Consider the following 22,834-nt stretch of genomic DNA (forward strand, 5'->3'; position numbering starts at 1 on the left):
GATATCGTTCGAGGATAATCAGACGCTGGAGGCTGAGCTTGCTGCGCCTGCGTTATGAGCACGATGAAACTGAGTTCCTGGTGCAGAACGGAGGTTGACGGGGAATTGGTCCGACGAAGATCTGCACCACTCGGCCGCTATCGAAATGCCACGCGCATCTCTCGCGCAGACTATGCGCATTTCGACCGAGGTCGCCGCCATAAGCAAGATCGCTGACCTCTCAATGATAGAAGCTCGGCCGGCCCTGCAATGAGAAGGTGGCCTACAACGGGAGATTCAACAGACTTAGCTTCCGTCAGATCCAAGGCCCTTCGGACCGTTGAGCTGGTTCATATCCTCGCCGAGAGATCGAACCGCCTCCATCGTCACGGCGAGGGCCGACATCAGGATTGCGATGTCGTTGTCTTTCTCCGGCTGGGAAAGCTGGCGAGATCGGGCGCGCAACTGCTGGCTGACCGTGTCGAGCCGCGTCAGGGTTTCATCGTTCATGGTGATCCTCCAAAGGTCTAAACCTTCAAAGCCCGCGGCGGACAATTCGTTCCCATACAGAAGGAAGTGCCGCCCACTGCCGCTCGTCAAATACGCGCAGACCGTGTTTCAATATGGAGCTTTTAGGGCGTCCGGAAGCACCCGGATGTTCACCATATGCCCCGCATCGGCACGATGATTTCGGGCCTCATTGCGGCGGCGGAAGGGTAGGCGGAAAGGGTTTTCGTTAGTGATTTATAAACCATAATCATTAGAATTGTCGCTATCGCTGCGAAATCGTTCGTAAATTTGCCACGAACTTAGCAAGATTAAAGCCTCGTTAGGCGGGCGGGAATAAGGCGCTATTGCCCCAGGATGGGGCAGGGTTCCTTAACCATAGCGATCTTTGAGCGGCGTGGGGCATATGAAACTGGATTACGGGGCGGCGTCTTTCGCAACGACAGCACGGTGGCTGGCGATCTCGGCGATGTGTGCGACGGTTGCGGCTTGCGGCACGACGCAGGCGGTGCCGAAGAAAAAATCCCACGGCAAAGAATATTTCTCCGAATCCGAATATGGCGTGAAGGCGAGCCCGCGGGTCGCCACCGGCAACAATATCCCGAAGGGCGGCGGCCGCTACATCGTCGGCAACGCTTACGAGGTGAAGGGCAAGTGGTATTACCCGAAGGAAGACTTCGCCTATAACAAGGTCGGCGTCGCCTCCTGGTATGGCTCTGCCTTTCATGGGCGCCTGACGGCGAACGGCGAAGTTTACGACCAGATGCATCTTTCCGCCGCGCATCCGACCTTCCCGCTGCCAAGCTATGCGCGCGTCACCAATCTCGAAAGTGGTTCTTCCGTCATTGTGCGCGTCAACGATCGCGGTCCCTATCACGAAGGCCGCATCATCGATCTTTCCAACAAGACGGCCGACATGCTGGACCTGCAGCACAGCGGCACCGGCAAGGTGCGCGTGCAATATGTCGGCCGCGCCCGCATGGACGGCCACGACATGCCCTATCTGATGGCCTCCTACGCGCCGAAGGGCAGCCGCATTCCCGGCGTCAATCCGGAAGGCCAGATCGCAACCGGCGTGATGGTCGCCTCCAACAGCCGAAAGATCACCCGCGACCAGTTGCAGAGTTCGGAAGACTACGAGACGCCGGCCAACGTGCCGGTGCCGAGGTCGGCCACCTCTTATGCCGGCTCGACGCCGAGCGCCCACAACAATGCGGCAGGCGCCGCAGCACCCGCTCAGGCACCGGCTGCCCATGTTCTGGTCGCGCCAACAGCGCCGTCCTTCAACAATGGCGCTCAGGCGATGGACCAGATGGTCGTGCTGCCGGAGATCGGTCCGATGCCTTACGAGCGGCCCCAGAATTCGCTGGCGCTCGGCTACCAGAACGAAGAGGTGAAGACGGTGACCGTCGATCTCGCCTTCGACGCGGTGATGGTGCGCAATGACGGGCTGACCCAAGAGTCCATCCTTGCCTCGGCCAAGCGCCAGCAGGCAAAGTTCGCCGCGCGCTGAGCATGGCATTGCATCGGATTCCCCCTCGCTCTAACCTCCCGACATACGCCGCTCCATAAGTGGAAATTGCGATGCTGAAGCCCGCGCTTCGCCTGCTTGCATGCCTGATGCCGTTCGCCACCGGAGCCTTTGCAGCCGATGGCGGTGCCGCCGGTTTCGCCACCAAGGCGGCGCAGGCCTATATGATAGAGGCCGCCACCGGCACGGTGCTTCTCGCCAAGAACGAGGATCAGGGCTTTTCGCCGGCTTCGCTCGCCAAGCTGATGACGATGGATCTCGTTTTCGACGCGGTGACCAAGGGCCAGATCACGCTCGACACCGAATATCCCGTTTCCGAATATGCCTGGCGGACAGGCGGCGCACCGTCGCGGACCGCAACGATGTTTGCCAGCCTCAAATCGCGCGTGCGCGTCGAGGACCTGATCAAGGGTGTCGCCATCCAGGGCGCCAATGACAGCTGCATCATTCTCGCGGAGGGCATGGCCGGAAGCGAGCAGCAATTTGCCGTGTCGATGACGCGACGCGCCCGCGAACTCGGCATGGAGAAGGCCGAGTTCGGCAATTCCACCGGCCTTCCCGATGGCAAGAGCAAGGTTACGGCACGCGAGATGGTGACGCTCGCCGCCGCCCTTCAGCAGACCTATCCGAACCTATATCCCTATTTCGCGCAGCCGGATTTCGAATGGAACAAGATCTTCCAGCGCAACCGCAACCCGCTGCTCGGGCTCGATCTCGGCGCCGACGGGCTGGCGACGGGCTTTACCGAGGGAGAGGGCTATTCGATCGTCGCTTCGGTTGAGCGCGACGGCAGGCGGCTGTTTGTGGCGCTTGCCGGCATTGCCTCCGACAAGGAGCGGACGGAGGAAGCCAAGCGCGTACTCGAATGGGGGCTGACGGCCTTTGAGAACCGGCAGATCTTCGGCGAGAAGGAAGTGATCGGTGCCGCCAGCGTCTATGGCGGCACGGCGCGCACCGTCGATCTCGTCGCCAAGGCGCCGGTCAGCGTCTATATTCCGATCAGCAATCCCGACCGGCTATCGGCGCGCATCATCTATCGCTGGCCGCTGACGGCGCCGGTCAAGCCGGATACCCAGGCAGGCACGCTGAGGATTTTCGCCGGCAGCCGGCTGCTCAGGGAAGTGCCGCTTTACACCGTGCAGGCGGTGGGCGAGGGCTCGCTCAGCAGCCGGGCGGTCGACGCCATGCTGGAACTCGGCGAATCGCTGTTCTTCTCCTGGCTCTGGGACAAGCCCGCGCCTGTCTGACGCCCGATTTCTGGTACAATTTGCCGGGAAAGGTGAATATGTCGGCGCGGCGAAAGGTTTTCCTCCCTGATATCTTCGGATAGATAGAAGGAGCGGGGCGCGTGCGGCGCCTGGAATGCGGGAAGTTGTCATTGTCATCGGGTACGGGATTGTTCGTTACGTTTGAAGGCGGGGAAGGCGCTGGGAAATCCACGCAGATCCGCCGCCTCGCCGAGGCGCTGAAGGGCGAAGGTCACGACGTGCTGATGACGCGCGAACCAGGCGGATCCCCGGGCGCCGAAGCCGTGCGCCACGTGCTGCTGTCGGGGGCTGCCGAAGCCTTCGGCACGCGGATGGAGGCGATCCTCTTTGCCGCGGCCCGCAACGACCATGTCGAAGAGGTGATCCGGCCGGCCCTGGCCGCAGGCAAGGTCGTGCTCTGCGACCGCTTCATGGATTCCTCCCGCGTCTATCAGGGCATCACCGGCAATCTCGAGCCCGATTTCATCGAGACGCTGCAGCGCATCGCCATCAACGGCGTCATGCCGGATTGCACCGTGATCCTCGATATCCCCGCCAAGGTCGGGCTGGAGCGGGCGCAGAAGCGCGCCGCGGACGATGCTCCCGATCGCTTCGAGAAGGAGCGGCTGGAAACGCACGAGAAACGGCGCGAGGCCTTTCTCGATATCGCCGCCCGCGAGCCGGAGCGCTGCCACGTCGTCAACGCCATGCAGACGGAGGAGGCGATCGCCGCCGAGATCCTGGCGATCGTCCATCAGCTGCTGTCGCCCTCAGGTCGTACGCGAATGCCGGAAGCCGCTCACCATGAGTGAGGCCCACCATGAGTGAAGAGAGGCCCGGACTGCTCGACGGCGCCATCTGGCCGGGGGAAAATACCAGGCTGTTCGGCCATGCGGAGGCGGAAGCCTTCCTTGCGCAGTCCTACCGGTCCGGCAAGGGCCACCACGCCATCCTGATCGAGGGGCCGGAAGGCATCGGCAAGGCGACGCTCGCCTTCCGCTTTGCCAATCACGTGCTCTCGCATCCCGATCCAGAGACAGCGCCGGAGGCAATCGGCGATCCGGATCCAGCCTCTCCCGTCAGCCGGCAGATCGCCTCCGGCGCCTCGCACAATCTCCTGCACCTTGCCCGGCCGGTGGACGAGAAGACCGGCAAGGTGAAATCGGCGATCACCGTCGACGAGGTGCGCCGCGCCGGCAAGTTCTTCTCGCAGACGTCTGGCACCGGCAACTGGCGGATCGTCATCATCGACCCGGCTGACGATATGAACCGTAATGCGGCCAACGCCATCCTGAAGATCCTGGAAGAGCCGCCGAAGCGGGCGCTGTTCCTGGTGCTGTCGCATGCGCCGGGACGGCTGCTGCCGACGATCCGCTCGCGTTGCCTGCCGCTGAAACTGGCGCCGCTTGCTGACGATGAACTCGTCGCTGCCCTTGCCCATCTCGGCATATCAGGTGAGGGCGGGGCGGTGCTTTCGGCCGCCAAGGGCAGCGTCGGCGAGGCGTTGAAACTGTTGAACTACGGCGGCGGCGAGATCATTGCCGCCTACGACGAGATGCTTTCCGCCGAGGGGCCGACAGCCCGCAAGGCGATGCATCGGCTGGCCGACGCGCTTTCGGGCCGGGAAAGCGACACGATCTTCGATTTCTTCGTCAGCCATGTCGGCGACGACATCATGAACCGTGCGCGCGCGGCGGCCGGCGAGGGGCGGATTGCCGCGGCAGAGCGGCTGGCACGGCTCTATTCCGAGATCACCGAACGGCTCACCGTTTCCGATGGCTACAACCTCGACCGCAAGCAGACGATCATCAGCATCCTTGCCGATATCAAGCAGCCGGGCCTTTAAAGCGCGTCACCGCTGACACTTTCCGGCACCGTGCTCTGGTCAGCCGGTCAGCAGCTTACCTGCGACAACGGCAAGCGTGGCGGCAAGGACGATGCGGATGGTGCGTTCGTGCAGCTTCGGCGCCAGAAGGCTGCCGATGATGATGCCGGGGATAGAGCCGATCAACAAGGCAAGCAGCATCGGCCAGTCGATCTCGCCGATCAGCCAATAGCCCGTGCCTCCGATCAAGGTCAGCGGTACCGCATGGACGATATCGGAACCGACGATCTCGCGCACATCGAGCCGGGGATAGAGGACCAGCAGGATCGTCACCCCCAGTGCGCCGGCGCCGACCGAGGTCAAGGTGACGAGGATGCCGAGAACGAATCCAAGAATGACGGTGAGGGCGAGGATGGTCGTCGGCTTCGGCGGCGTTCGATCGCCGATGGCGCGGCGCGCCAGTTCGAGGATCGGACCTCGGAAGACCAGCATGATCGCGGTCATGACGAGAAGCCAGCCGAGTGCCGTGGTAATCGTATTGGTCACGCCGATGCTTTTGCGATCGACGCCTGCCAGCAGCCACAGCATCAGCAAGGCGGCCGGCAGGCTGCCGGCTGCGAGGCTGCCGACGATCTTCCAGTTGACGCGCCCATGCATGCCGTGGACGGCAGTGCCCGCCGTCTTGGTGATTGCCGCATAGAGAAGATCGGTGCCGACCGCGGTGGCGGGATGGACGCCGAAGAGCAGTACCAGCAGCGGCGTCATCAGCGAACCGCCGCCAACGCCGGTGATGCCGACAAGGGCGCCGACGAACAGGCCGGAAAGCGAATAGAGCGGCTCGAATGTCAAGCAGGCGCCCCCGACGGCGCGCGGCCACGACCATTCCGGTAGATGAAAACTCGCACTTCGTTCTTGTCCCGCCCTCTTTCCCAAGACGGGTAGATTGGGCGAGAAGCCGAGTCAAGTTCACGCCCTCATCGTCCCGGAAATCATCGACGACTGGAAAGTTGAGGTTTCGCTTGACGATGACATGCGCTAAGAGCGGCTGACCATTTTTATAGAGTTAGCCGGACATTGGCCGCCATGACAGACAAGACACCCTTCTACATCACTACCGCGATTTCCTACCCTAACGGCAAGCCGCATATCGGCCATGCCTATGAGCTGATCGCGACGGATGCGATGGCGCGCTACCAGCGCCTCGACGGCAAGGACGTGTTCTTCCTGACGGGCACCGACGAGCACGGCCAGAAGATGCAGCAGACGGCGCGCGCCGAGGGGATCACTGCGCAAGCGCTTGCCGACCGCAACTCCGGCGAATTCCAGGCCATGGCGACGCTGCTCAACGCCTCGAACGATGACTTCATCCGCACCACGCAGGAGCGTCATCACGAGACGTCGCGGAACATCTGGAAGCTGATGGCCGACAATGGCGACATCTACAAGGATAGCTATGCCGGCTGGTATTCGGTGCGCGACGAGGCCTATTACCAGGAAAACGAGACCGAACCGCGCGCCGACGGCGTGCGCTACGGGCCGCAGGGCACGCCGGTCGAATGGGTGGAAGAGGCAAGCTATTTCTTCAAGCTCTCCGAATACCAGGACAAGCTTCTCGCCCATTACGAGGCGAACCCGGATTTCATCGGCCCGGCCGAGCGCCGCAACGAGGTGATCTCCTTCGTCAAGTCGGGCCTCAAAGACCTCTCGGTCTCGCGCACGACCTTCGACTGGGGCATCAAGGTGCCGGACGATCCCGCCCACGTCATGTATGTCTGGGTCGACGCGCTGACCAACTACATCACCGCAACGGGCTATATCGAGGACAGGAACGGCCCGCGGGCGAGATACTGGCCGGCCGACGTGCACATCATCGGCAAGGACATCATCCGCTTCCACGCCGTCTACTGGCCGGCCTTCCTGATGTCGGCGAAGCTGCCGCTGCCGAAGCGGGTCTTTGCCCATGGCTTCTTGCTCAACAAGGGCGAGAAGATGTCGAAGTCGCTTGGCAACGTCGTCGACCCCGTCAACCTGGTGAACCATTTCGGCCTCGACCAGGTGCGCTACTTCTTCCTGCGCGAAGTCTCCTTCGGCCAGGACGGCAGCTATAGCGAAGAGGCGATCGGCACCCGCATCAACTCCGACCTCGCCAACGGCATCGGCAATCTCGCCAGCCGCTCGCTGTCGATGATCGTCAAGAATTGCGACGGCAAGATCCCGGAATGCGGGGTGCTCAGCGACGAGGACAAGGCGATGCTGGCTGAGGTCGACGCGCTGCATGCCTCGACCCGCGAGGATATGGGCAAGCAGCAGATCCACCGGGCGCTCGCCTCGATCATTTCGGTCGTTTCCGAGACCGACCGTTATTTCGCCGGCCAGGCGCCGTGGGCGCTGAAGAAGACCGATCCGGTGCGTATGGGCACGGTGCTTTATGTGACTGCCGAAGTCGTGCGACAGATCGCCATCCTGCTGCAGCCCTTCATGCCGGAATCTTCGGCCAAGCTGCTCGATCTGGTCGCAGCACCCGACGACAAGCGCGACTTCGCCGCTCTTGGGCAAGCCGGCCGCCTCATTGCCGGAACGGCACTCGAAGCGCCGACGCCGGTCTTCCCGCGCTACGTGGCTCCGGAGGCTTGAGGCCGTGCTGATCGACACGCATTGCCATCTTGATTTCGCCGACTTCGAGGCGGAGCGGGACGAGATCGTCGCGCGCGCGCATCAGGCTGGCGTCGCGCAGATGGTGACGATCTCGACGCGGGTGCGCAAGCTCGAGACGCTGCTTGCCATCACGGAGAAATATCCTTCGGTGTTCTGCTCGGTCGGCACGCATCCGAACAATGCCGACGAAGAGCTGGATATTGAGACGGACGAGCTGGTGCGGCTTGCCAATGCCCATGAGAAGGTGGTGGCGATCGGCGAGGCCGGTCTCGACTATTTCTACGACACGCAAAAGCCTGAGGATCAGCAGACCGGCTTTCGCCGGCACATCGCGGCGGCGCGCGAGACCCAGCTGCCGCTCGTCATCCACAGCCGCAGCGCCGACGAGGACATGGCCGACATACTGACCGAGGAAAGCGGGAAGGGGGCCTTCCCCTTCATTCTCCACTGCTTCTCCGCAGGCCCGGAACTTGCCAAGACCGGCGTCGCACTCGGCGGCTATATCTCCTTCTCGGGCATCCTGACCTTCCCAAAGTCGGACGAGCTGCGCGAGATCGCCAGGACGATCCCGCATGAGCGGCTGCTGGTGGAAACGGACGCGCCCTATCTGGCGCCGAAGCGCTGGCGCGGCAAGCGCAACGAGCCGTCCTATGTCGTCAACACGGCCGAAGTGCTCGCCGATACGATCGGCCTTTCCAGCGAGGAGGTCGCGCGGATCACTACGGAGAACGCTTTCCGGCTGTTCTCGAAGATGCCGAGGATCTAGCGGCGTGCTCTACCGGCGACGTTTCACCATTCTCGGCTGTTCGTCGTCACCGGGCGTGCCCCGCATCACCGGCGACTGGGGCGCCTGCAATCCCGACAATCCGAAGAACCGACGCACGCGTGCTGCCTTCATGGTGCAGCAATTCGCACCCGATGGCGGCGTGACGACCGTCGTCATCGACACCGGGCCGGATTTTCGCGAGCAGATGATCAGGGCAGGGGCTGACCATGTCGATGCCGTTCTCTACAGCCATCCGCATGCGGATCATATTCACGGCATCGACGATCTGCGCGGCTATTTTCACAACACCCGCCGCCGGGTGCCGATCTTTGCCGACCAATTTACGATGGACAGGTTGCGGGAAGCCTTCGGCTATTGCCTGGAAACGCCGCCGGGCAGCAATTACCCGCCGATCGTGCTGCCGATCGTCATCGAAAACCTCGACGCGCCCGTCGAAATTCATGGTCCAGGCGGGACGATCGCCTTCCATCCGCATATCCAGCAGCATGGGGATATCCACTCGCTCGGCTTCCGCATCGGCGATGTGGCTTATTGCAGTGATATCAGCGATTTCCCACCGCAGACCGTCGAGAAGCTTCAGAACCTCGACATGCTGATCATCGACGCGCTGCAATATACCTACCATCCGAGCCATCTGTCGCTGGAACAGTCGCTCGACTGGATCGGCCGGTTGAAGCCCAAACGGGCGATCCTCACCCATATGCACACGCCGCTCGACTACGACGTGGTGATGGCTGAGACGCCGGACCATGTGGTGCCGGCGTATGACCAGATGAGTTTTGAGACCGAGGTCAGGCTCTAAAGCTTGAACCCGCTCGCTTGCACGTAGGGCAGCAGTTCGACGCCGCCGCGGTGGATCATGTCAAGCGAGACATAGAGGATGATCAGCAGGCCGACATAGGCGATCCAGCGATGGTTGGTGAGCAACCGGGCGATAAAGTTTGCGGCAATACCCATCAGCGCGATCGACAGGGCAAGACCGATGACCAGCACGCTCGGATGTTCGCGCGCAGCACCGGCAACGGCCAGCACGTTGTCGAGCGACATCGAGACGTCGGCAATGACGATCTGGGTCGCCGCCTGGAAGAAGGTCTTTTTCGGCGCACCTTCGGCACCCACCGCTCCGTGATGCTCGCCATGGCCGGCGCGAAGCTCGCGCCACATCTTCCAGCAGACCCAGAGCAGCAGCAGACCGCCGGCCAGCAGCAGGCCGACGATCGCCAGCAGGTAGACTGCGACGCTGGCAAAGAGAATGCGCAGAACGGTCGCGGCCACGATGCCGACGATAATCGCCTTGCGGCGCTGTGTCGCCTCGAGGCCGGCAGCAGCAAGACCGATAACTACGGCGTTGTCGCCGGCGAGAACGAGGTCGATAGCAATGACCTGCAGCAAAGCCGTCATACCGGCTGCCGTAAACATGTCCATATGAATATCCCCAATACGTCAAAGCCGTGCTAGCGTCTCGAAGGTTTGACGTCAACCGCTGAGCGATTTCGCAGGCGGCGTAATTTGCGCGTCTGCGCGTCGAAATGGCTGGCGGCAATGAAACAGCAGGCGATACAGCGGAGCATCGCCATTCCCTTGGAACATTCAACACAGCCGCCGGTTCTTCAAGTCAGGAAACCAGGCTTCGGCCAAACTTCGGCTTGGCGGCTGGATCCAGATACCGAGAGGAGAGTCCCATGGGCAGCATTTACAATGATACCAACCCGGCCTTTTCAGGCCCGACAGGCGGCAGCAGCCTTGCTGCATTCTTCGACAGCCGATCGGACGCCGAATCCGCCGTCTCCCGTCTTGAGGACGCGGGCGTGCCGGTTGCGAGAATAAGGCTGATGCCCGGATATGAGGCGGGCGCAAAAAATACCGGCGCGATGAGCGACGACCGCAGCGGCTTCTTCGACGCGCTAGCAGACTTCTTCTTCCCCGACGAGGATCGCGCGGTCTACGCAGAAGGGCTGCGGCGAGGCGGTTTCCTCGTCCAGGTCAATGATGTCGATGACGCGCTCTACGAGACCGTCCACGATATTCTGGACGACGAAGGCAGCATCGACATGGATGAGCGTGCAGATCTCTGGTCGTTGGAGGACAGGCAACAAGGCGCGTCCAATACCGGTTTTGCCGGCCAAGCCTCCGGCGGCAAATCGTCGGACGATCTCGCCGTGTCCGAGAGCGCATTCGACGACGCCCGCCCAGTGGCAATGCGCGACACCACGCATGGAAGCGCCAAAGTGCGCGCCTATACTTTGCCCGGCAGTAACGAGCCATCGGACGATGCCGATCGGCAATCGCAAAGCCAGTCGCAATCCCAGGGCGGGTCTCACCAGAGCCAGGGTTTCCGGCGCGACCATTGATATTATGAGGCCCGGCCCCAATGCCGGGCTTCATTTTTCTCGCTTACCCTATTCGAGGAGATGTCGATGCAATCATCCATCAACCGCCACGGCCTTCCGCCTGACCCCGACGAACTGATCGCGGAAGGCGATCCGCCCTTTGCCGATGCGGCTGAGCAGACCGCGCGTGAAAAGGCCGACGAGAGCCTGCATGCCCTGCAGCATGAGGTCAGGCTGCTGAATGCCCGTATAGGCGTGCTGCGCGAAGATGCCGAAGCGGCGCTGAAAGCCAAGGCGGTATCGGTCGATGCAAGCGCTCATGTCCAGCTTGGCGATTATCCCTGGCTGAAACTTGCCGCGGCGATCGGCACAACCTTCATTGCAGCCAGACTGGTTCGGCGTCTTGCGCTCGGCGTACTGCTTGCGGGATTTGTTGGTCATATCCAGGAGGTGAGACGGCAGTGACGGATCGTCGTTGATGATGGCTGTCTGGTGCGGGGGGCGAGTTTGCTACGCGAATAAGCGCTCATGCTAGAAGCAGGCCAGCAATTCCGGCAAACGTCCGACACCGCCAGGATCGCGAAACGAACCGCATAAGCGATACTCGCCATACTTGCTGCAAGGACGGCTTTCGCAAGAAGATTGGCGAAGCCCAGCGCAAAGACCGCCAATGCCGCAATGGTGCCGGTGGCGCTGCAATCCTCTTCTTGTGCCGCCTGCATCGATCTTTGCGCTTCGCCCAACGAATTCCGCTTGCTTCCTGATGAGGACCGTCAATATCACGTTCGCACTTTCGGGTGGAACGACCTTGATCTTCGTCAAAGCGCGGGAGACACCTCTGCGCTATGATAACCTCCAACCATTCGGAGGACATCAGCCGTGAAAGCGCAATTCCATTTACCGCTGGCCACCTATCCAGACGCAAGCTCCTTCTCGCTCCTTCAGAACGCTGTCGCTGTTTCCCTTCACCAGAAGGCCGGTTTGACGGCAAGCATACCGCTGGTCAGGGTCGAACCCTTTCAGCCGCGATTTCCATCACTCATTGACGTCGACAGAATGCGTGCGGAGGCGGAGCGCTTGAGTAAGGACAATGGAACCGTTCTCGGGCAGACGCTCCGTGATTATGCGAAAAAAGCCGAGGTCGAGGTCGATATCCAGCCATTCGATGCGAGGGAGCCATTTGTCGCACAAACTCTTGCCGAACTGTCGCGCGCATATGATCTTTCCATTTTGGAAGCATCTGTGCTGATGAGGCCGCTGATCGAGAGCGTGCTGTTTGAAAGCGGGAGACCGCTCCTGCTTTTTCCCCCGGATAATTTCTCCGGCCGGATCGATGCTGTCGCCGTCGCCTGGGATGGAGGAGCCACCGTCGCGCGGGCACTGACAGGCGCCAGATTGTTGCTGGAACAGGTCTCGCGTGTCGTCCTGATTTCCGTCACCGATGATAAGCAGATTGACGAGCGCGCCCGAGACCGCTTTGCGACCGCGCTTCGAAAGGCTGGTCTTGCCGTCGATATCGCAGCCGTGCAAACGAAGGGAAACTCACCGGCCAGCGTCATTCAAGCTGCCGCCCTGGAACGCAAGGCAGATTTGCTCGTCGCCGGCGCATTCGGCCATTCGAGACTACGCGAATTCCTCTTGGGAGGGGTGACACGGTCGCTGTTGACCCACCTCGAAATGCCCACTCTCCTTTGTCACTAATTCAGAGTGCGCGCGGCGCGTCGCCGATAGCAGCAATATCGTCATCGAAAGTCTGATGCCACAACCAAAGCTTTGGAACGAATCAATGAACCTTCGCGACGTCTGAAGGCATCGGCTTGGCAAGCTCCCTGACGATAGCTTCAAGCGCATCGGCCGTCGTCCGCAGGCCGGTTGACCGCGCAATTTTCAGTGCCGCATTGCAGTGAGCGGACAATTCGTCTTGCTCCCCGTGATCATTCGTCGGGAAGACGATACCCGCATATTGCGACGGGTTTCCGGCTTCATCCCTGAAGCAACGGCCCAAGGCCGCCACGGCGACTATTTGCCCGCTTCGATCAAATACCCGATAGTCACAGCGATACGGATTTCCTGTGATCACCGATTCTGAAATCGCCTTGGCCACAGATGGCTTGTCGTCCGGATGAATCCGGTCGAGGTATCTGATGACCGGCAACCCCGTGAGGGTCTCTTCCGGATCGAGCCCAAACAGATTTGCCAGCGCCGAATCCGCATAAACCTTGTCGCTCGCCAACTCCCAGGTGAAAATGCCAGGCTCGTCGGTAAAGGAAAATTCGGACGTTCCCAAAGCTCTGTTGACATGATTCATTTCCGCATCCCCGGCCTGCACTCCAATGCTGCCGGGTGGCTACGTCACCTGGCTCTCGAAAGAATACGATGCGCTCGATCAAATGACAGGGCGGTCGACCGTTTCGCCCCCAATCTTAGCCGCCTTTCGATCAGACGCAACGGCAAGGACAGTTTAGGTCGACAACGCACACAAGCTCGCTGCGCGCAGCCGACAGCGTCGTTTTCTTGACGCGCACGGCGAAGATGTGCTCCACCTCGGCTTCGACGTTCCAGCATGCGACGAAGCTGACAAGACCGGCGCGAAGGGTTGACGGAAATCATGACGAAAATCGATCTCAATTCTGATTTGGGGGAGGCGTTTGGACCTTGGCGCATGGGCGACGACAAGGCGATCCTTGACGTTGTCACCAGTGCGAACATCGCATGTGGCGGCCATGCCGGAGATCCGGCGACCATGGTGGAGACGCTTGCCTTGGCCAGCGAACGGGGCGTCGTCGCTGGAGCCCATCCGGGCTTTGCAGATCGCGAGGGTTTCGGACGACGCCTGATCCCCTTGAGCATCCGGGAGGTTGAGCAGCTTGTCGCGACGCAGACCGGCGCGCTGATGGGAGCTGCGGCTCTGGCGGGCGCCCGCGTCCGTTACATCAAACCACACGGCGCACTCGCCAATTGGGCGGCCGACGAACGGCCGGTCGCCGACGCCATCATCCGCGCAACCCGAGCGGTCTCGCCGGAACTTGCCATACTGGCGATCTCCGGGACAGAGCTGGAACATGCGGCCCGCGTTGCCGGGATGACCGTCTTCAGCGAAATTTTTGCCGATCGCGGCTATCTCTCCACGGGTCGGCTCGTTCCGCGTACCTTGCCGGGAGCGATGATCCATGACCCCGCGGAGGCGGCATCTAGATTGATCGGGTACCTATCCAGCGGCCTCATGCCGACGGTCGACGGCGTTCCGATCCCTCTCGATGCGCACTCGATCTGCGTTCATGGGGACAGCCCGGGAGCGCTTGCCATGGCCGTCCACGTGCGCCGGGAACTGCAGAAGGCAGGCATCGAGGTGGGTCCATTCCTTGAACAGACAAAGGAAAACAGGTGATGGCCAAAGGCTATCTTATCGCCCAGGCTGCCGTCACCGATCCGGAAGCCTACGGGACCTGCGCGCGGGCTGCGGATGCGGACTTCATTCTGATCGAAGGCGCCGACTGACGTGTCAGAGGACCCGTCCGCATCGTCCGGCAGCGTTCCGACCTACCGCCCGGTGGGCGGGCACGCGGTGCTCGTCGAATTCGGCGCGACCATCGATAAACGGATCCACGATCAGGTCGTCAAGCTGGATGCCGCCTTGAAGGCGGCACCCTTTGAAGGATTCGTCGAAGCCGTTCCGGCCTATGCCAGCATTCTCATATGCTTCGACCCGCTCGTGGCCGATCATCGGACGACGGAGGCGGCCATTGCCGAGCGTCTGACGGCCGAGGTTCCACAGACGATCGGAGCGATGCGCGAAGTCGACGTCTGCTACGATCCTGATCTTGCGCCCGATCTTGCCGCCGTCGCCGAGGCGAGTGGATTATCGCCCGAAGACGTCATATCCACCCATCTCTCCGGCGACTACAGCGTCTTCATGTACGGCTTCGCTCCAGGATACGCTTACCTCGCAGGCGTGCCAAAAGCCATTCAGCAGCCGAGGAAGCCGGCGCCTATTCGTGGCATCGCCGCCGGAAGCGTGCTGATCGCCGGTCCGCAATGCCTGGTGAGCACGCTCACCATGCCGACCGGCTGGTGGATCATCGGCCGCTCGCCGACAAAGATCCTCGACGCCGCGTCCAACGACCGTCCGTTTCTTTTCGACGTCGGCGACGCGGTGCGTTTCCGCCGCATATCCAGGGCCGAATTCGACGCGAGGTGCCTCGCATGAGCGAAGCCGTTCTTGCAATCAACTTCGCGGGTCCCCACGTCGCGGTCCAGGACGGAGGACGTCACGGATTGATGCGTTACGGCGTTCCGGCCTCCGGTCCGATGGACAGGACCTCGTTTGCAGCCGCCAACGCCGCCATCGGCAACCCTGCTGGTCAGCCGACAATCGAAGTCTCCATGGGCGGCCTGGTTCTCGACTGCATCTCGGGGGAGGTTACGTTCGGCGTCGCGGGAGGAGGCTTCATCGTAGAGCATGCCGGCGACAAGCGCGGCGCATGGATGGTCGCCACCTTGAAGGCCGGGGAGCGGCTGGCAATCCGTCCGGGACACTGGGGAAGCTGGACGTATCTGGCCTTCGCCGGTCATATCGAGGCGAAGACCTGGCTGGGCAGCATGTCGACGCACAGTCTCTCCGGCCTCGGCGGCGGGCGCCTTGCAGCCGGACAGACGCTCACTATAGCCGATCCGGACGTGCGGGATGATCGACATGGTCCAATCACATGTCCGGTCATCGCAAGACCGCGATCCGAACTGCGTGTGGTGGTCGGTCCACAGGATCGGTTCTTCTCGAAAGAAACCTTGTCGAATTTCCTTTCATCGCCTTTCCGCCTGAGCGACGCCTATGACCGCATGGGAGTACGCCTCCAAGGTCCGTCGCTTGCGCCAAGCGTCGCGCTGGACATGCCGTCGGAAGCGATCGTGCGGGGCTCAGTGCAGGTCGCCGGAGACGGTGTTCCCACCATTCTGCTGGCCGACCACCAGACGACCGGAGGCTATCCCAAGATCGCCACGGTGGTGGATTCGGATCTGGACGCCTTCGTCCAACTGCGCCCACGCGACCATATCGGTTTCCTGGCCTTGACACCGCAGCAGGCGATCGAACACATTCGGCTTCGGGCTTCGACGATGTCCCGTTACCTCGCGGCAGTCCGCGACGGACCATGACGCGCGAACATAGGCGTGTCGATCTGAAGGGTAGGGCGGCGATAGCCGCTTGGAGCTGCGGTTAGCTCGAAGTACTGTTCGGAAAAAATCCACATTCGGTTCGGGGGCACCATGGATTTTCTGAACGTCGCGGCGATCTTTTTCTTCCTTCTCGTCTGGGTGGCCGTCGAGCCTTTGATGGCAGCGGGGTGGCCGAGGAAGAACGACAGCCTTTCCATGGATATGGTGCGCATTCGCGCCGCCTGGATGCGGGAGGTGCTGACGCGAGACAACAACTTCATCGGCGATGCCGCGATCCTTGGGCACACGATCAATTCGGCGTCCTTCTTCGGCTCCGCCAATCTTATCGTCATCGTCGGGCTCAGCGGCGCGCTGTTCATGGAGCCGAACTATGGATCGGGTGGCGGCCTGATCGCGATGTTTGCGGCTCAGGACCCGGCATGGTTTTTCCAGTGCAAGGTCCTCTTGATCATGGCGACGCTGCTGCGGGGCCTATCCGATTTCATCTGGGCGGTCCGGCAGATCAACTACTGCCTGGCGGCGATCGGGGCGAGCCCATCCCGCGATGAGGAGAGGGACATCGCCGGCTGGACGAACGCCCTGACCCTGGTTTTGAACCCGGCGCTTCGATCGTTCAGCGTCGGTGTTCGGTCTTATTACTTCACCTTCGCAGCCGCCTTCTGGTTTCTCGGGCCAATCCCCTTCGCTGTTGCGACCATCCTCAGCGTCGGCATTTTGATCTGGCGTCAATCCTGGTCGGATGCTGCAAAGGGGATCATGGCCATACGCAAGCTGCTTGACTAGAACAGGATGATTTCAGGCGCGGTCGGCCTAAAATTTGAATCCTGTTCTAAATCTAAGAGTTAGAGCATGATGTCGTCCGAAAACGCGCACACTTTTCGGCATCATGTTCTAAAGCCTAACCTTAGGCTGGGTTGCACATAAGCGGTATTGGCGGTGTCCGATGGATCGTCTCGAAGCGATGCGCATATTGCTGGCGGTCGTCGACGCCGGGAGCATCTCGGCCGGCAGCAGGAAGCTCAACGCGCCATTGCCCAGCGTCAGCCGCAAGGTAGCCGAACTTGAGCGGCAGCTTGGGGCAAACCTCATCGTCCGCACCAGCCGCAATCTGCAGCTCACCGATGCCGGGCGCGACTATGTCGACGCCGCTCGAAAGATCATGGCGGATCTCGATGAGGCCGAACGAAGGGCGTCCGGGGAATATCAAACGCCCCGGGGCGTGCTGACGATCACGATGCCGATCGAATACGGGAGCCGATACGTACTGCCTGTTGCGCTGAGCTTCATGGACAAATACCCGGAGGTATCGCTGAACCTTCTGTCGGTCGACCGTACGGTTGATCTCGTGTCCGAGCAGGTGGATATCGCGATCCGTCTCGGCGACCTCGCCGACAGCGCCCTCCATGCCGCCAAGGTTGGGGAATTCTGCCTGCTGACCTGCGCGAGCCCTGCCTATCTCAAGCGGCATGGCATGCCCGAGCGTCCCGGCGATCTCATCGATCGCGACGGGATCATCTTCAACAAGCGAACATTCTTCTGGACGTTTGACGTCGACGGCACGCCGATAGAGGCGGCGCCTCGCAACCGGCTCGAGGTGAATACGGCGGCGAACTGTGTTGCGGCGGCGGTCGGCGGGGCGGGGATCGCGCGGCTATTCGACTATCAGATTCCAGACGAGCTGGCGTCCGGCGCGCTCGTTCCCATCCTCCGCGATTTCGACGGCCCACCCCAGCCCATTCATATCGTCTACGCGCGACAGGGGCTTCTCGCGTTGAAGGTACGGGCTTTCGTCGACTGGGCACTGCCGCGTCTGCGCGCATCCTCATGAAGATAATCAAACATTATCTGAATGATGCGTAGATCTCCTCAACTGTTTGTTTCGGGTTTTGAAGGTGCGGAAAGTGACCAATGCCTGACAGGACGTCGAGTTTCGCGCCGATCTTGCCGGCGAACTCGATGCCCATCTCGCTGCTGATATAGATGTCCTTCTCGCCCCAGATCACTTTCACGGGCGTTTTCAGCCGGTCGAGGTTGGCTTCCAGATAATGCTGATCGCGCGTAAAATTCGCGTAGTAGTGGGCGAAGGCGTCCGCCGACGTGACGCCGTCACGGCTCCACGAATGGCTCATGTCTTGCTGGACGTCGATCGGCAGATCGAATTGCTCCGCGGGTGAGAGGCCGCGCCTATGCACGTTCTGAAGGATCTCGTCGCTCGTCTTGTTCATGTAGGCGCGGGTCGGCGAGGCGGTCGGCTCGGCTTTGAGATTCTGCAGGTTCTCCCACATGTAGTGCGGCCGATCGAACGGCGCGTAGTCTCCGACGATGATCTGCCTGGCGATCGTCGGCTCATCGAGGGCAAGCAGCAGAACGGGGAGGGCAGCGATATCAGTGGCATAGATCACGAGCTTCGACCGGTCGATGCCTGCCCGCTCGATATAGGCCTTCAACACTCGGGCGTACGCCTTCGGCGAGTAGCAAAACCGGTTCAAATCCGGGCGCGACGACTGCCCGTAGCCCGGCCAATCGAAGGCATGGACGTCGTAGTCGTGAGCAAGCGTTGTCGCGATGTCCTTCCACACCGTCAGCGTTTCCGGAAACCCATGCAGGAAAAGCACGGTGCCTTTTGGCGCGGGGGCGCGGACAATCATCCTCCTCAGCGTCAGAATCTCGTCGATCTCGATGAAGTCGACGATGTCCTGCGCGGCTTGCGTAGAAGCGAAGGCTTCAGCCATGTGGGAAGACGGAGTTGCTGCGACTGATGCAGCATTTGCAGTTTTGTCCTTAGACATAGGATGTCCTTTCTGAACGGCGGTCAGCCAAAGCCCAAAAGCCGGCTGTCTCCACAAATAATTGAGCATGGCGTCAGCCCGCGGTAGCCGGAGAAAGTGAGAGGAACCCCACGAAAGGACACGGCATCATGGCAATGCTGAACGTTTTGAAACACCGCGACGTATCGCGCCGCTCACTGCTGTCAGGCTTTGCCGCGGCCGGCATAACCGCCGTTTTCCTTCCTCGCACGTCTAACGCCGCTGATGTTGTCGGCGTCGCGTCCGAGGAGGTTCGACCGTTCAAGGTTGAGGTCTCCGAGGCGGCGCTCGCAGATCTCAGGCGGCGTCTCGCCGAGACTCGGTGGCCCGACGGCGAAACCGTCATGGACCGTTCGCAGGGCGTCCAGCCCGACAGGCTGAAGGAACTGGTGCGCTACTGGCAGTCGCCCTACGACTGGCGGAAGGCGGAGAGCAGGCTGAACAGTTTTCCGCAGTTTCTCACCACTGTCGATGGACTGGACATCCATTTCATCCATGTCCGCTCCCGTCATGAAAACGCGCTGCCGCTGATCATGACCCACGGCTGGCCCGGTTCGGTCTTCGAGCTGCTTGATGTCATCGGGCCGCTCACGGATCCGATGGCGCATGGCGGCACGGCTGATGATGCCTTCCATCTGGTGATCCCTTCGATTCCAGGGTTCGGCTTCTCCGGCAAACCTCCATCGGCGGGTTGGAACCCCCAGCGGATAGCCGCTGCCTGGGACGTGCTGATGAAGCGACTGCATTATGACCGCTATGTCTCGCAAGGCGGTGACTGGGGCGCGATCATCAGCGACGCCTTGGGCCGCCAGGCACCCGATGGGCTGCTCGCGATCCACGTCAACAGGATCGAGCGGGCCACGACGTTTCCAGCGGACGCAGCCCAGGCTCTCAAAAATGGAGGGCCGGCTCCCGACAGCTTGTCTCAGGATGAGAAGGTCGTCTTCGACGAAGCCCGGAACTTCCTCAACAACGGCTTCGGCTACGCAGCGATCATGAGCACGCGGCCGGAGACGATCGGTTACGGCATTGCGGATTCTCCGGTCGGTCTCGCCGCCTGGCTTTACGACAAGATCGCCGACTGGGTATATACACGCGGCGATCCGGAACAGGCCCTTGGCAAGGATGCCATCCTCGACAACATCACGCTGTACTGGCTGACGAACACCGGCCCTTCCAGCGGTCGCATCTATTGGGAAAACGTCATGTCGGGCGCCAAGCTCACGCCCGTCCAAGTCCCGGTCGCCGTCACGGTGTTTCCCGGCGAGGTCTACAAGCCGCCAAAGCACTGGCTGTCGAAGGCCTATCCGAAACTTATCTACTACAACCGCGCCTCCAAGGGCGGTCACTTCGCCGCCTGGGAGGAGCCGGAACTCTTTAGTCAGGAGATCAGGGAGGCCTTCAAAAACTTGCGGTCTTGAAGTCGCCTGGCCTTTGGTTCGCAGCCTGAATCCCAGAGACCGGTTCGTCGATTGACGTTGGTCGTGCAACGCTTCACAAAGTCCGAAGTTTCGACCAACTCAGCAAAAGCGACGACACCATCGCAGGGACCACGGCCACATGCGCATCATCGACGACAGTCATCCCCGCCGCCGCAGACTGTGCGTATTCCTGACGCTGATATTTTCAACGCTTCTGCTGGCGAGTGCAAACCCCGCCTCGGCGGCTGAGCCGACCAATTCCTCGGCGCCGATCCGGGTTATTATCGAATTGCCGAATGATGATTCCGGGCGAGCGCTGGTCAATCGGATCGTCCCTAGCAATCAGGAACCGGCGCAGCCGGTAGCAGTCACGCAAGAGGCGGCACCGACGTCGATTGCCACGTCGCTACAGGATTTGCGCCAGAGGTTGCTCACACTCGTCGATGCCGTTCCGACCCTTCCCGGGCAGATCCAGTCGGCGATCCGGGTCTTCCAAACGGATGATCGTATCGAACCTGTCGGCCTGATCTTGGCGGTCATACTCTTCGTCGCAGGCGGGTTCGTTGCGCAGCGCCTCGCCTGGTGGTCAGGGCGAGGGCTGCTCCATTTTGTGCTGAACGCGCCCGCCGACACCGTCCGGCAGCGGATCAAGCTCCACGCCGCCCGGCTTTCAATGGGTCTTCTCGCCTTGGTCGGTTACCTGATCGGAAGCCTCGGCGCGTTTATCCTGTTTCCATGGCCTGCCGTGTTTCGCGATATCGCGCTGATCCTCCTATCAGCCGCGCTCATGGTGCGCCTTGGCGTGCTTGTGGGCCGCATTGTCATCGCGCCAGGCGCCCGCCTGCCGCATATGCGGCTTCTGACGCTTGTCACCTCGCTTGCCTGGTTCTGGTACTACTGGCTCCTCGGAATCGTCGCAGCGCTGGCGGCTGGCTGGGCCACCATTGAAGTGATCGGGACGATCGGGGCTTCACCTATCTTGGTCGACCTCTTTACCGCAGCATGGCTTGGTGTCGTTTCAATCGCTTTGGTCGTTATGATCTGGCTGCGGCACTTTCGTTCTGACGGACCGCCCGTGAGCCGGCTGATCTGTGTCGGCTTCAGCGCGAGCATCCTGCTATCGTGGCTGTTATGGGTATCCGGGCTCCGCGGTGCATTCTGGACAGTGGTCGTCATCACGCTGCTGCCGCTTACCGTTTCGGTGGCTCATGATATCATTCGTCGAATTGTACAATCCGGGGAGGGGGAGGCGGTCGAGGATCCGGCCATCGTCGGATGGTCCGTTGTCATCATGCAAACGCTGCGCAACGGTCTCATCGTGGTCGCTGCGCTGCTCATTGCCCGCGCATGGAATGTCAATCTCAGTGATCTCGCCGCTGCCGAAACGGTGACCACACGCTTGATCCGCGCCGGAATGCGCATCGTGATCGTGCTGCTGGTGACCGACGTAATCTGGAAGCTCGCAAGCACGCTGATCGACAGCCAGATGGCGGTGGCGTCGCGAAGCGAGCAGGGGGGACATCAGGATGGCCCCGAAGCGCGTCGGCGTCAGCGGTTGAATACTCTCCTTCCCATTCTTCGCAATGTACTCTTCCTGGCGATCGGCGCTGTCGGCTTCCTGATGATCCTGGATGCCGTTGGCATCCAGATCGGACCACTGCTGGCGGGCGCTGGCGTCGTCGGCATAGCGGTCGGCTTCGGTGCGCAAACACTCGTCAAGGACATCATCTCTGGCGTCTTTTATCTGTTCGACGATGCCTTTCGCATCGGCGAATACATCCAGGCGGCGAAATATAAGGGTACGGTCGAAGGTTTCTCGCTGCGATCGATCCGCTTGCGCCATCACCGCGGTCCGGTCACCATCGTTCCCTTCGGCGAACTCGGCGCGGTGCAAAACCTCAGCCGTGACTGGGTCATCGACATCATCACGCTCACCCTGAATTATGACAGTGACCTCGAGGAGGTCCGCAAGACCATCAAGCGCATCGGCGCTGAGCTTCTGGAGGATACCGAACTCGGGCCCAACATCATCGAGCCCTTGAAAATGCAAGGGATTGAGCAGATGGCGGATTACGGCGTGCAGATTCGGCTGAAGTTCATGACGAAACCCGGCGAGCAGTTCGGCGTCCGCCGAAAGGCGCTCGCCATGCTCAAGAAGACATTCGCGGAAAAAGGCATCCAATTTGCAACGCCGACCGTCCATGTTTCCGGCGGTCCCGCTGATGCCGCGGCAACCGCTGCCGCCTCGGAGCTGCAAAGACCATCGAAAGTCATCCCGCCACTTGAGGAATAGCAACGGCGAGCTTTCCGTCAATGCTTAACAGTCTGACCCGGACGTTGCCGCCAAGCACGCGTCGTCCGAGACACGGGTTTCGAAAGAGTCCGTTGGCTGGGATCAACTGTTCTATGAGGGCACGTCCGCAGATGAACTCGTCGATGTGCTGGATCGTCCAGGCGCAAATTCGATCGGGGCGATTTTAAAAGAGTGGGCTATAAGATGGATGACGAAGGTATGCCATTGTAATCAAAAGGCATCCAATGGTTCCATAATCTATCTTATGCCACATTGTGTT

At 61.2% G+C, this 22,834-nt stretch carries 22 protein-coding genes; 17 read left to right on the forward strand and 5 right to left on the reverse strand.

All coding sequences use genetic code 11. The annotated features are described in order from the left end of the window. Positions 1-285 precede the first annotated feature (285 nt). A complete protein-coding gene (locus RWJ89_RS12420; protein ID WP_077978174.1) occupies positions 286-489 on the reverse strand; it encodes a hypothetical protein in 204 nt (67 codons plus the stop codon). 403 nt (positions 490-892) lie between these two features. On the opposite strand from RWJ89_RS12420, the gene RWJ89_RS12425 reads away from it, so the two are divergent. The 4 genes from RWJ89_RS12425 to RWJ89_RS12440 all read left to right on the forward strand — a co-directional run bounded on the left by RWJ89_RS12425 (position 893) and on the right by RWJ89_RS12440 (position 5,110). Next, on the forward strand, positions 893-1,999 hold the full coding sequence (locus RWJ89_RS12425; RefSeq protein ID WP_094085933.1) for a septal ring lytic transglycosylase RlpA family protein: 1,107 nt from the start codon (positions 893-895) through the stop codon (positions 1,997-1,999). 71 nt (positions 2,000-2,070) lie between these two features. After that, positions 2,071-3,264, forward strand: a complete 1,194-nt coding sequence (locus tag RWJ89_RS12430; protein ID WP_316030970.1) for a D-alanyl-D-alanine carboxypeptidase family protein — start codon at positions 2,071-2,073, stop codon at positions 3,262-3,264. A 131-nt stretch (positions 3,265-3,395) separates the two neighbouring features. Then, positions 3,396-4,076 carry a dTMP kinase gene (tmk, locus tag RWJ89_RS12435; protein ID WP_131665344.1) on the forward strand — a complete coding sequence of 227 codons (681 nt, stop codon included), beginning with the start codon at positions 3,396-3,398 and terminating at the stop codon, positions 4,074-4,076. Positions 4,077-4,084: 8 nt separating this feature from the next. After that, positions 4,085-5,110 carry a DNA polymerase III subunit delta' gene (locus tag RWJ89_RS12440; RefSeq protein WP_316030971.1) on the forward strand — a complete coding sequence of 342 codons (1,026 nt, stop codon included), beginning with the start codon at positions 4,085-4,087 and terminating at the stop codon, positions 5,108-5,110. 39 nt (positions 5,111-5,149) lie between these two features. Here the strand turns inward: RWJ89_RS12440 and RWJ89_RS12445 are convergent, their stop codons facing one another. After that, entirely contained in the window at positions 5,150-5,938 is a 789-nt protein-coding gene (locus RWJ89_RS12445; protein WP_131665346.1) for a sulfite exporter TauE/SafE family protein, read from the reverse strand. Positions 5,939-6,172: 234 nt separating this feature from the next. Between RWJ89_RS12445 and metG the strand changes: the two genes are divergently transcribed. The 3 genes from metG to RWJ89_RS12460 are packed head-to-tail and all read left to right on the forward strand — an operon-like array spanning position 6,173 to position 9,333. Beyond that, positions 6,173-7,723, forward strand: coding sequence for a methionine--tRNA ligase (gene metG / locus RWJ89_RS12450; RefSeq protein ID WP_168283626.1), 1,551 nt, complete (start codon positions 6,173-6,175; stop codon positions 7,721-7,723). A gap of 4 nt (positions 7,724-7,727) precedes the next feature. Continuing rightward, the gene (locus RWJ89_RS12455; protein ID WP_168283627.1) at positions 7,728-8,510 is read left to right on the forward strand and encodes a TatD family hydrolase; all 783 of its coding nucleotides are present in this window, start codon (positions 7,728-7,730) and stop codon (positions 8,508-8,510) included. A gap of 4 nt (positions 8,511-8,514) precedes the next feature. Further along, entirely contained in the window at positions 8,515-9,333 is an 819-nt protein-coding gene (locus RWJ89_RS12460) for an MBL fold metallo-hydrolase (protein WP_077978167.1), read from the forward strand. Here the strand turns inward: RWJ89_RS12460 and RWJ89_RS12465 are convergent. Further along, a complete protein-coding gene (locus RWJ89_RS12465; protein WP_025394600.1) occupies positions 9,330-9,956 on the reverse strand; it encodes a TerC family protein in 627 nt (208 codons plus the stop codon). The genes RWJ89_RS12460 and RWJ89_RS12465 overlap by 4 nt on opposite strands. A 257-nt stretch (positions 9,957-10,213) precedes the next feature. Between RWJ89_RS12465 and RWJ89_RS12470 the strand changes: the two genes are divergently transcribed. From RWJ89_RS12470 to RWJ89_RS12480, 3 genes are all read left to right on the forward strand, one after another. Next, positions 10,214-10,882 (forward strand): hypothetical protein, encoded by a 669-nt coding sequence (locus RWJ89_RS12470; protein ID WP_077978166.1) that lies wholly within the window; start codon positions 10,214-10,216, stop codon positions 10,880-10,882. A gap of 66 nt (positions 10,883-10,948) precedes the next feature. Continuing rightward, entirely contained in the window at positions 10,949-11,326 is a 378-nt protein-coding gene (locus RWJ89_RS12475; RefSeq protein ID WP_077978165.1) for a hypothetical protein, read from the forward strand. A gap of 414 nt (positions 11,327-11,740) precedes the next feature. Further along, the gene (locus RWJ89_RS12480) at positions 11,741-12,562 is read left to right on the forward strand and encodes a universal stress protein (RefSeq protein WP_131665350.1); all 822 of its coding nucleotides are present in this window, start codon (positions 11,741-11,743) and stop codon (positions 12,560-12,562) included. A gap of 82 nt (positions 12,563-12,644) precedes the next feature. Here RWJ89_RS12480 and RWJ89_RS12485 read toward each other — a convergent pair whose 3' ends face one another. Beyond that, positions 12,645-13,169 (reverse strand): PAS domain-containing protein, encoded by a 525-nt coding sequence (locus RWJ89_RS12485; RefSeq protein ID WP_168287283.1) that lies wholly within the window; start codon positions 13,167-13,169, stop codon positions 12,645-12,647. Positions 13,170-13,469: 300 nt separating this feature from the next. Between RWJ89_RS12485 and RWJ89_RS12490 the strand changes: the two genes are divergently transcribed. From RWJ89_RS12490 to RWJ89_RS12510, 5 genes are all read left to right on the forward strand, one after another. After that, entirely contained in the window at positions 13,470-14,249 is a 780-nt protein-coding gene (locus RWJ89_RS12490) for a LamB/YcsF family protein (protein WP_316030972.1), read from the forward strand. A gap of 111 nt (positions 14,250-14,360) precedes the next feature. After that, positions 14,361-15,068: a 5-oxoprolinase subunit B family protein gene (locus tag RWJ89_RS12495; protein ID WP_170268500.1), complete on the forward strand. Its 708-nt coding sequence runs from the start codon at positions 14,361-14,363 to the stop codon at positions 15,066-15,068. After that, positions 15,056-16,012 (forward strand): biotin-dependent carboxyltransferase family protein, encoded by a 957-nt coding sequence (locus RWJ89_RS12500; RefSeq protein WP_316030973.1) that lies wholly within the window; start codon positions 15,056-15,058, stop codon positions 16,010-16,012. Before RWJ89_RS12495 ends, RWJ89_RS12500 begins: the two co-directional genes overlap by 13 nt. A gap of 111 nt (positions 16,013-16,123) precedes the next feature. Continuing rightward, positions 16,124-16,816: a DUF599 domain-containing protein gene (locus RWJ89_RS12505; protein ID WP_316030974.1), complete on the forward strand. Its 693-nt coding sequence runs from the start codon at positions 16,124-16,126 to the stop codon at positions 16,814-16,816. Positions 16,817-16,976: 160 nt separating this feature from the next. Next, on the forward strand, positions 16,977-17,861 hold the full coding sequence (locus tag RWJ89_RS12510) for a LysR family transcriptional regulator (protein ID WP_316030975.1): 885 nt from the start codon (positions 16,977-16,979) through the stop codon (positions 17,859-17,861). 13 nt (positions 17,862-17,874) lie between these two features. On the opposite strand, the gene RWJ89_RS12515 is transcribed toward RWJ89_RS12510, so the two are convergent. Beyond that, entirely contained in the window at positions 17,875-18,822 is a 948-nt protein-coding gene (locus RWJ89_RS12515; RefSeq protein ID WP_221944254.1) for an alpha/beta fold hydrolase, read from the reverse strand. A gap of 128 nt (positions 18,823-18,950) precedes the next feature. On the opposite strand from RWJ89_RS12515, the gene RWJ89_RS12520 reads away from it, so the two are divergent. Together RWJ89_RS12520 and RWJ89_RS12525 are read left to right on the forward strand one after the other, a co-directional pair. Next, a complete protein-coding gene (locus RWJ89_RS12520) occupies positions 18,951-20,261 on the forward strand; it encodes an epoxide hydrolase family protein (protein ID WP_316030976.1) in 1,311 nt (436 codons plus the stop codon). 139 nt (positions 20,262-20,400) lie between these two features. Beyond that, positions 20,401-22,554, forward strand: coding sequence for a mechanosensitive ion channel family protein (locus tag RWJ89_RS12525; RefSeq protein WP_316030977.1), 2,154 nt, complete (start codon positions 20,401-20,403; stop codon positions 22,552-22,554). Positions 22,555-22,834: the final 280 nt, after the last annotated feature.

It is taken from the genome of Rhizobium sp. 10PS4 (genome assembly GCF_032464805.1).
In the GTDB taxonomy this organism is placed as follows: domain Bacteria; phylum Pseudomonadota; class Alphaproteobacteria; order Rhizobiales; family Rhizobiaceae; genus Rhizobium; species Rhizobium laguerreae.

What these genes read in the sequence shown, in the direction of transcription:
- RWJ89_RS12485 (WP_168287283.1), bottom strand. Translation starts at nt 13,169, where the DNA reads ATGAATCATGTCAACAGAGCTTTGGGAACGTCCGAATTTTCCTTTACC.
- RWJ89_RS12520 (WP_316030976.1), top strand. Translation starts at nt 18,951, where the DNA reads ATGGCAATGCTGAACGTTTTGAAACACCGCGACGTATCGCGCCGCTCA.
- RWJ89_RS12515 (WP_221944254.1), bottom strand. Translation starts at nt 18,822, where the DNA reads ATGTCTAAGGACAAAACTGCAAATGCTGCATCAGTCGCAGCAACTCCG.
- RWJ89_RS12525 (WP_316030977.1), top strand. Translation starts at nt 20,401, where the DNA reads ATGCGCATCATCGACGACAGTCATCCCCGCCGCCGCAGACTGTGCGTA.
- RWJ89_RS12425 (WP_094085933.1), top strand. Translation starts at nt 893, where the DNA reads ATGAAACTGGATTACGGGGCGGCGTCTTTCGCAACGACAGCACGGTGG.
- RWJ89_RS12420 (WP_077978174.1), bottom strand. Translation starts at nt 489, where the DNA reads ATGAACGATGAAACCCTGACGCGGCTCGACACGGTCAGCCAGCAGTTG.
- RWJ89_RS12440 (WP_316030971.1), top strand. Translation starts at nt 4,085, where the DNA reads ATGAGTGAAGAGAGGCCCGGACTGCTCGACGGCGCCATCTGGCCGGGG.
- RWJ89_RS12475 (WP_077978165.1), top strand. Translation starts at nt 10,949, where the DNA reads ATGCAATCATCCATCAACCGCCACGGCCTTCCGCCTGACCCCGACGAA.
- RWJ89_RS12505 (WP_316030974.1), top strand. Translation starts at nt 16,124, where the DNA reads ATGGATTTTCTGAACGTCGCGGCGATCTTTTTCTTCCTTCTCGTCTGG.
- RWJ89_RS12510 (WP_316030975.1), top strand. Translation starts at nt 16,977, where the DNA reads ATGGATCGTCTCGAAGCGATGCGCATATTGCTGGCGGTCGTCGACGCC.
- RWJ89_RS12465 (WP_025394600.1), bottom strand. Translation starts at nt 9,956, where the DNA reads ATGGACATGTTTACGGCAGCCGGTATGACGGCTTTGCTGCAGGTCATT.
- RWJ89_RS12470 (WP_077978166.1), top strand. Translation starts at nt 10,214, where the DNA reads ATGGGCAGCATTTACAATGATACCAACCCGGCCTTTTCAGGCCCGACA.
- metG (WP_168283626.1), top strand. Translation starts at nt 6,173, where the DNA reads ATGACAGACAAGACACCCTTCTACATCACTACCGCGATTTCCTACCCT.
- RWJ89_RS12490 (WP_316030972.1), top strand. Translation starts at nt 13,470, where the DNA reads ATGACGAAAATCGATCTCAATTCTGATTTGGGGGAGGCGTTTGGACCT.
- RWJ89_RS12430 (WP_316030970.1), top strand. Translation starts at nt 2,071, where the DNA reads ATGCTGAAGCCCGCGCTTCGCCTGCTTGCATGCCTGATGCCGTTCGCC.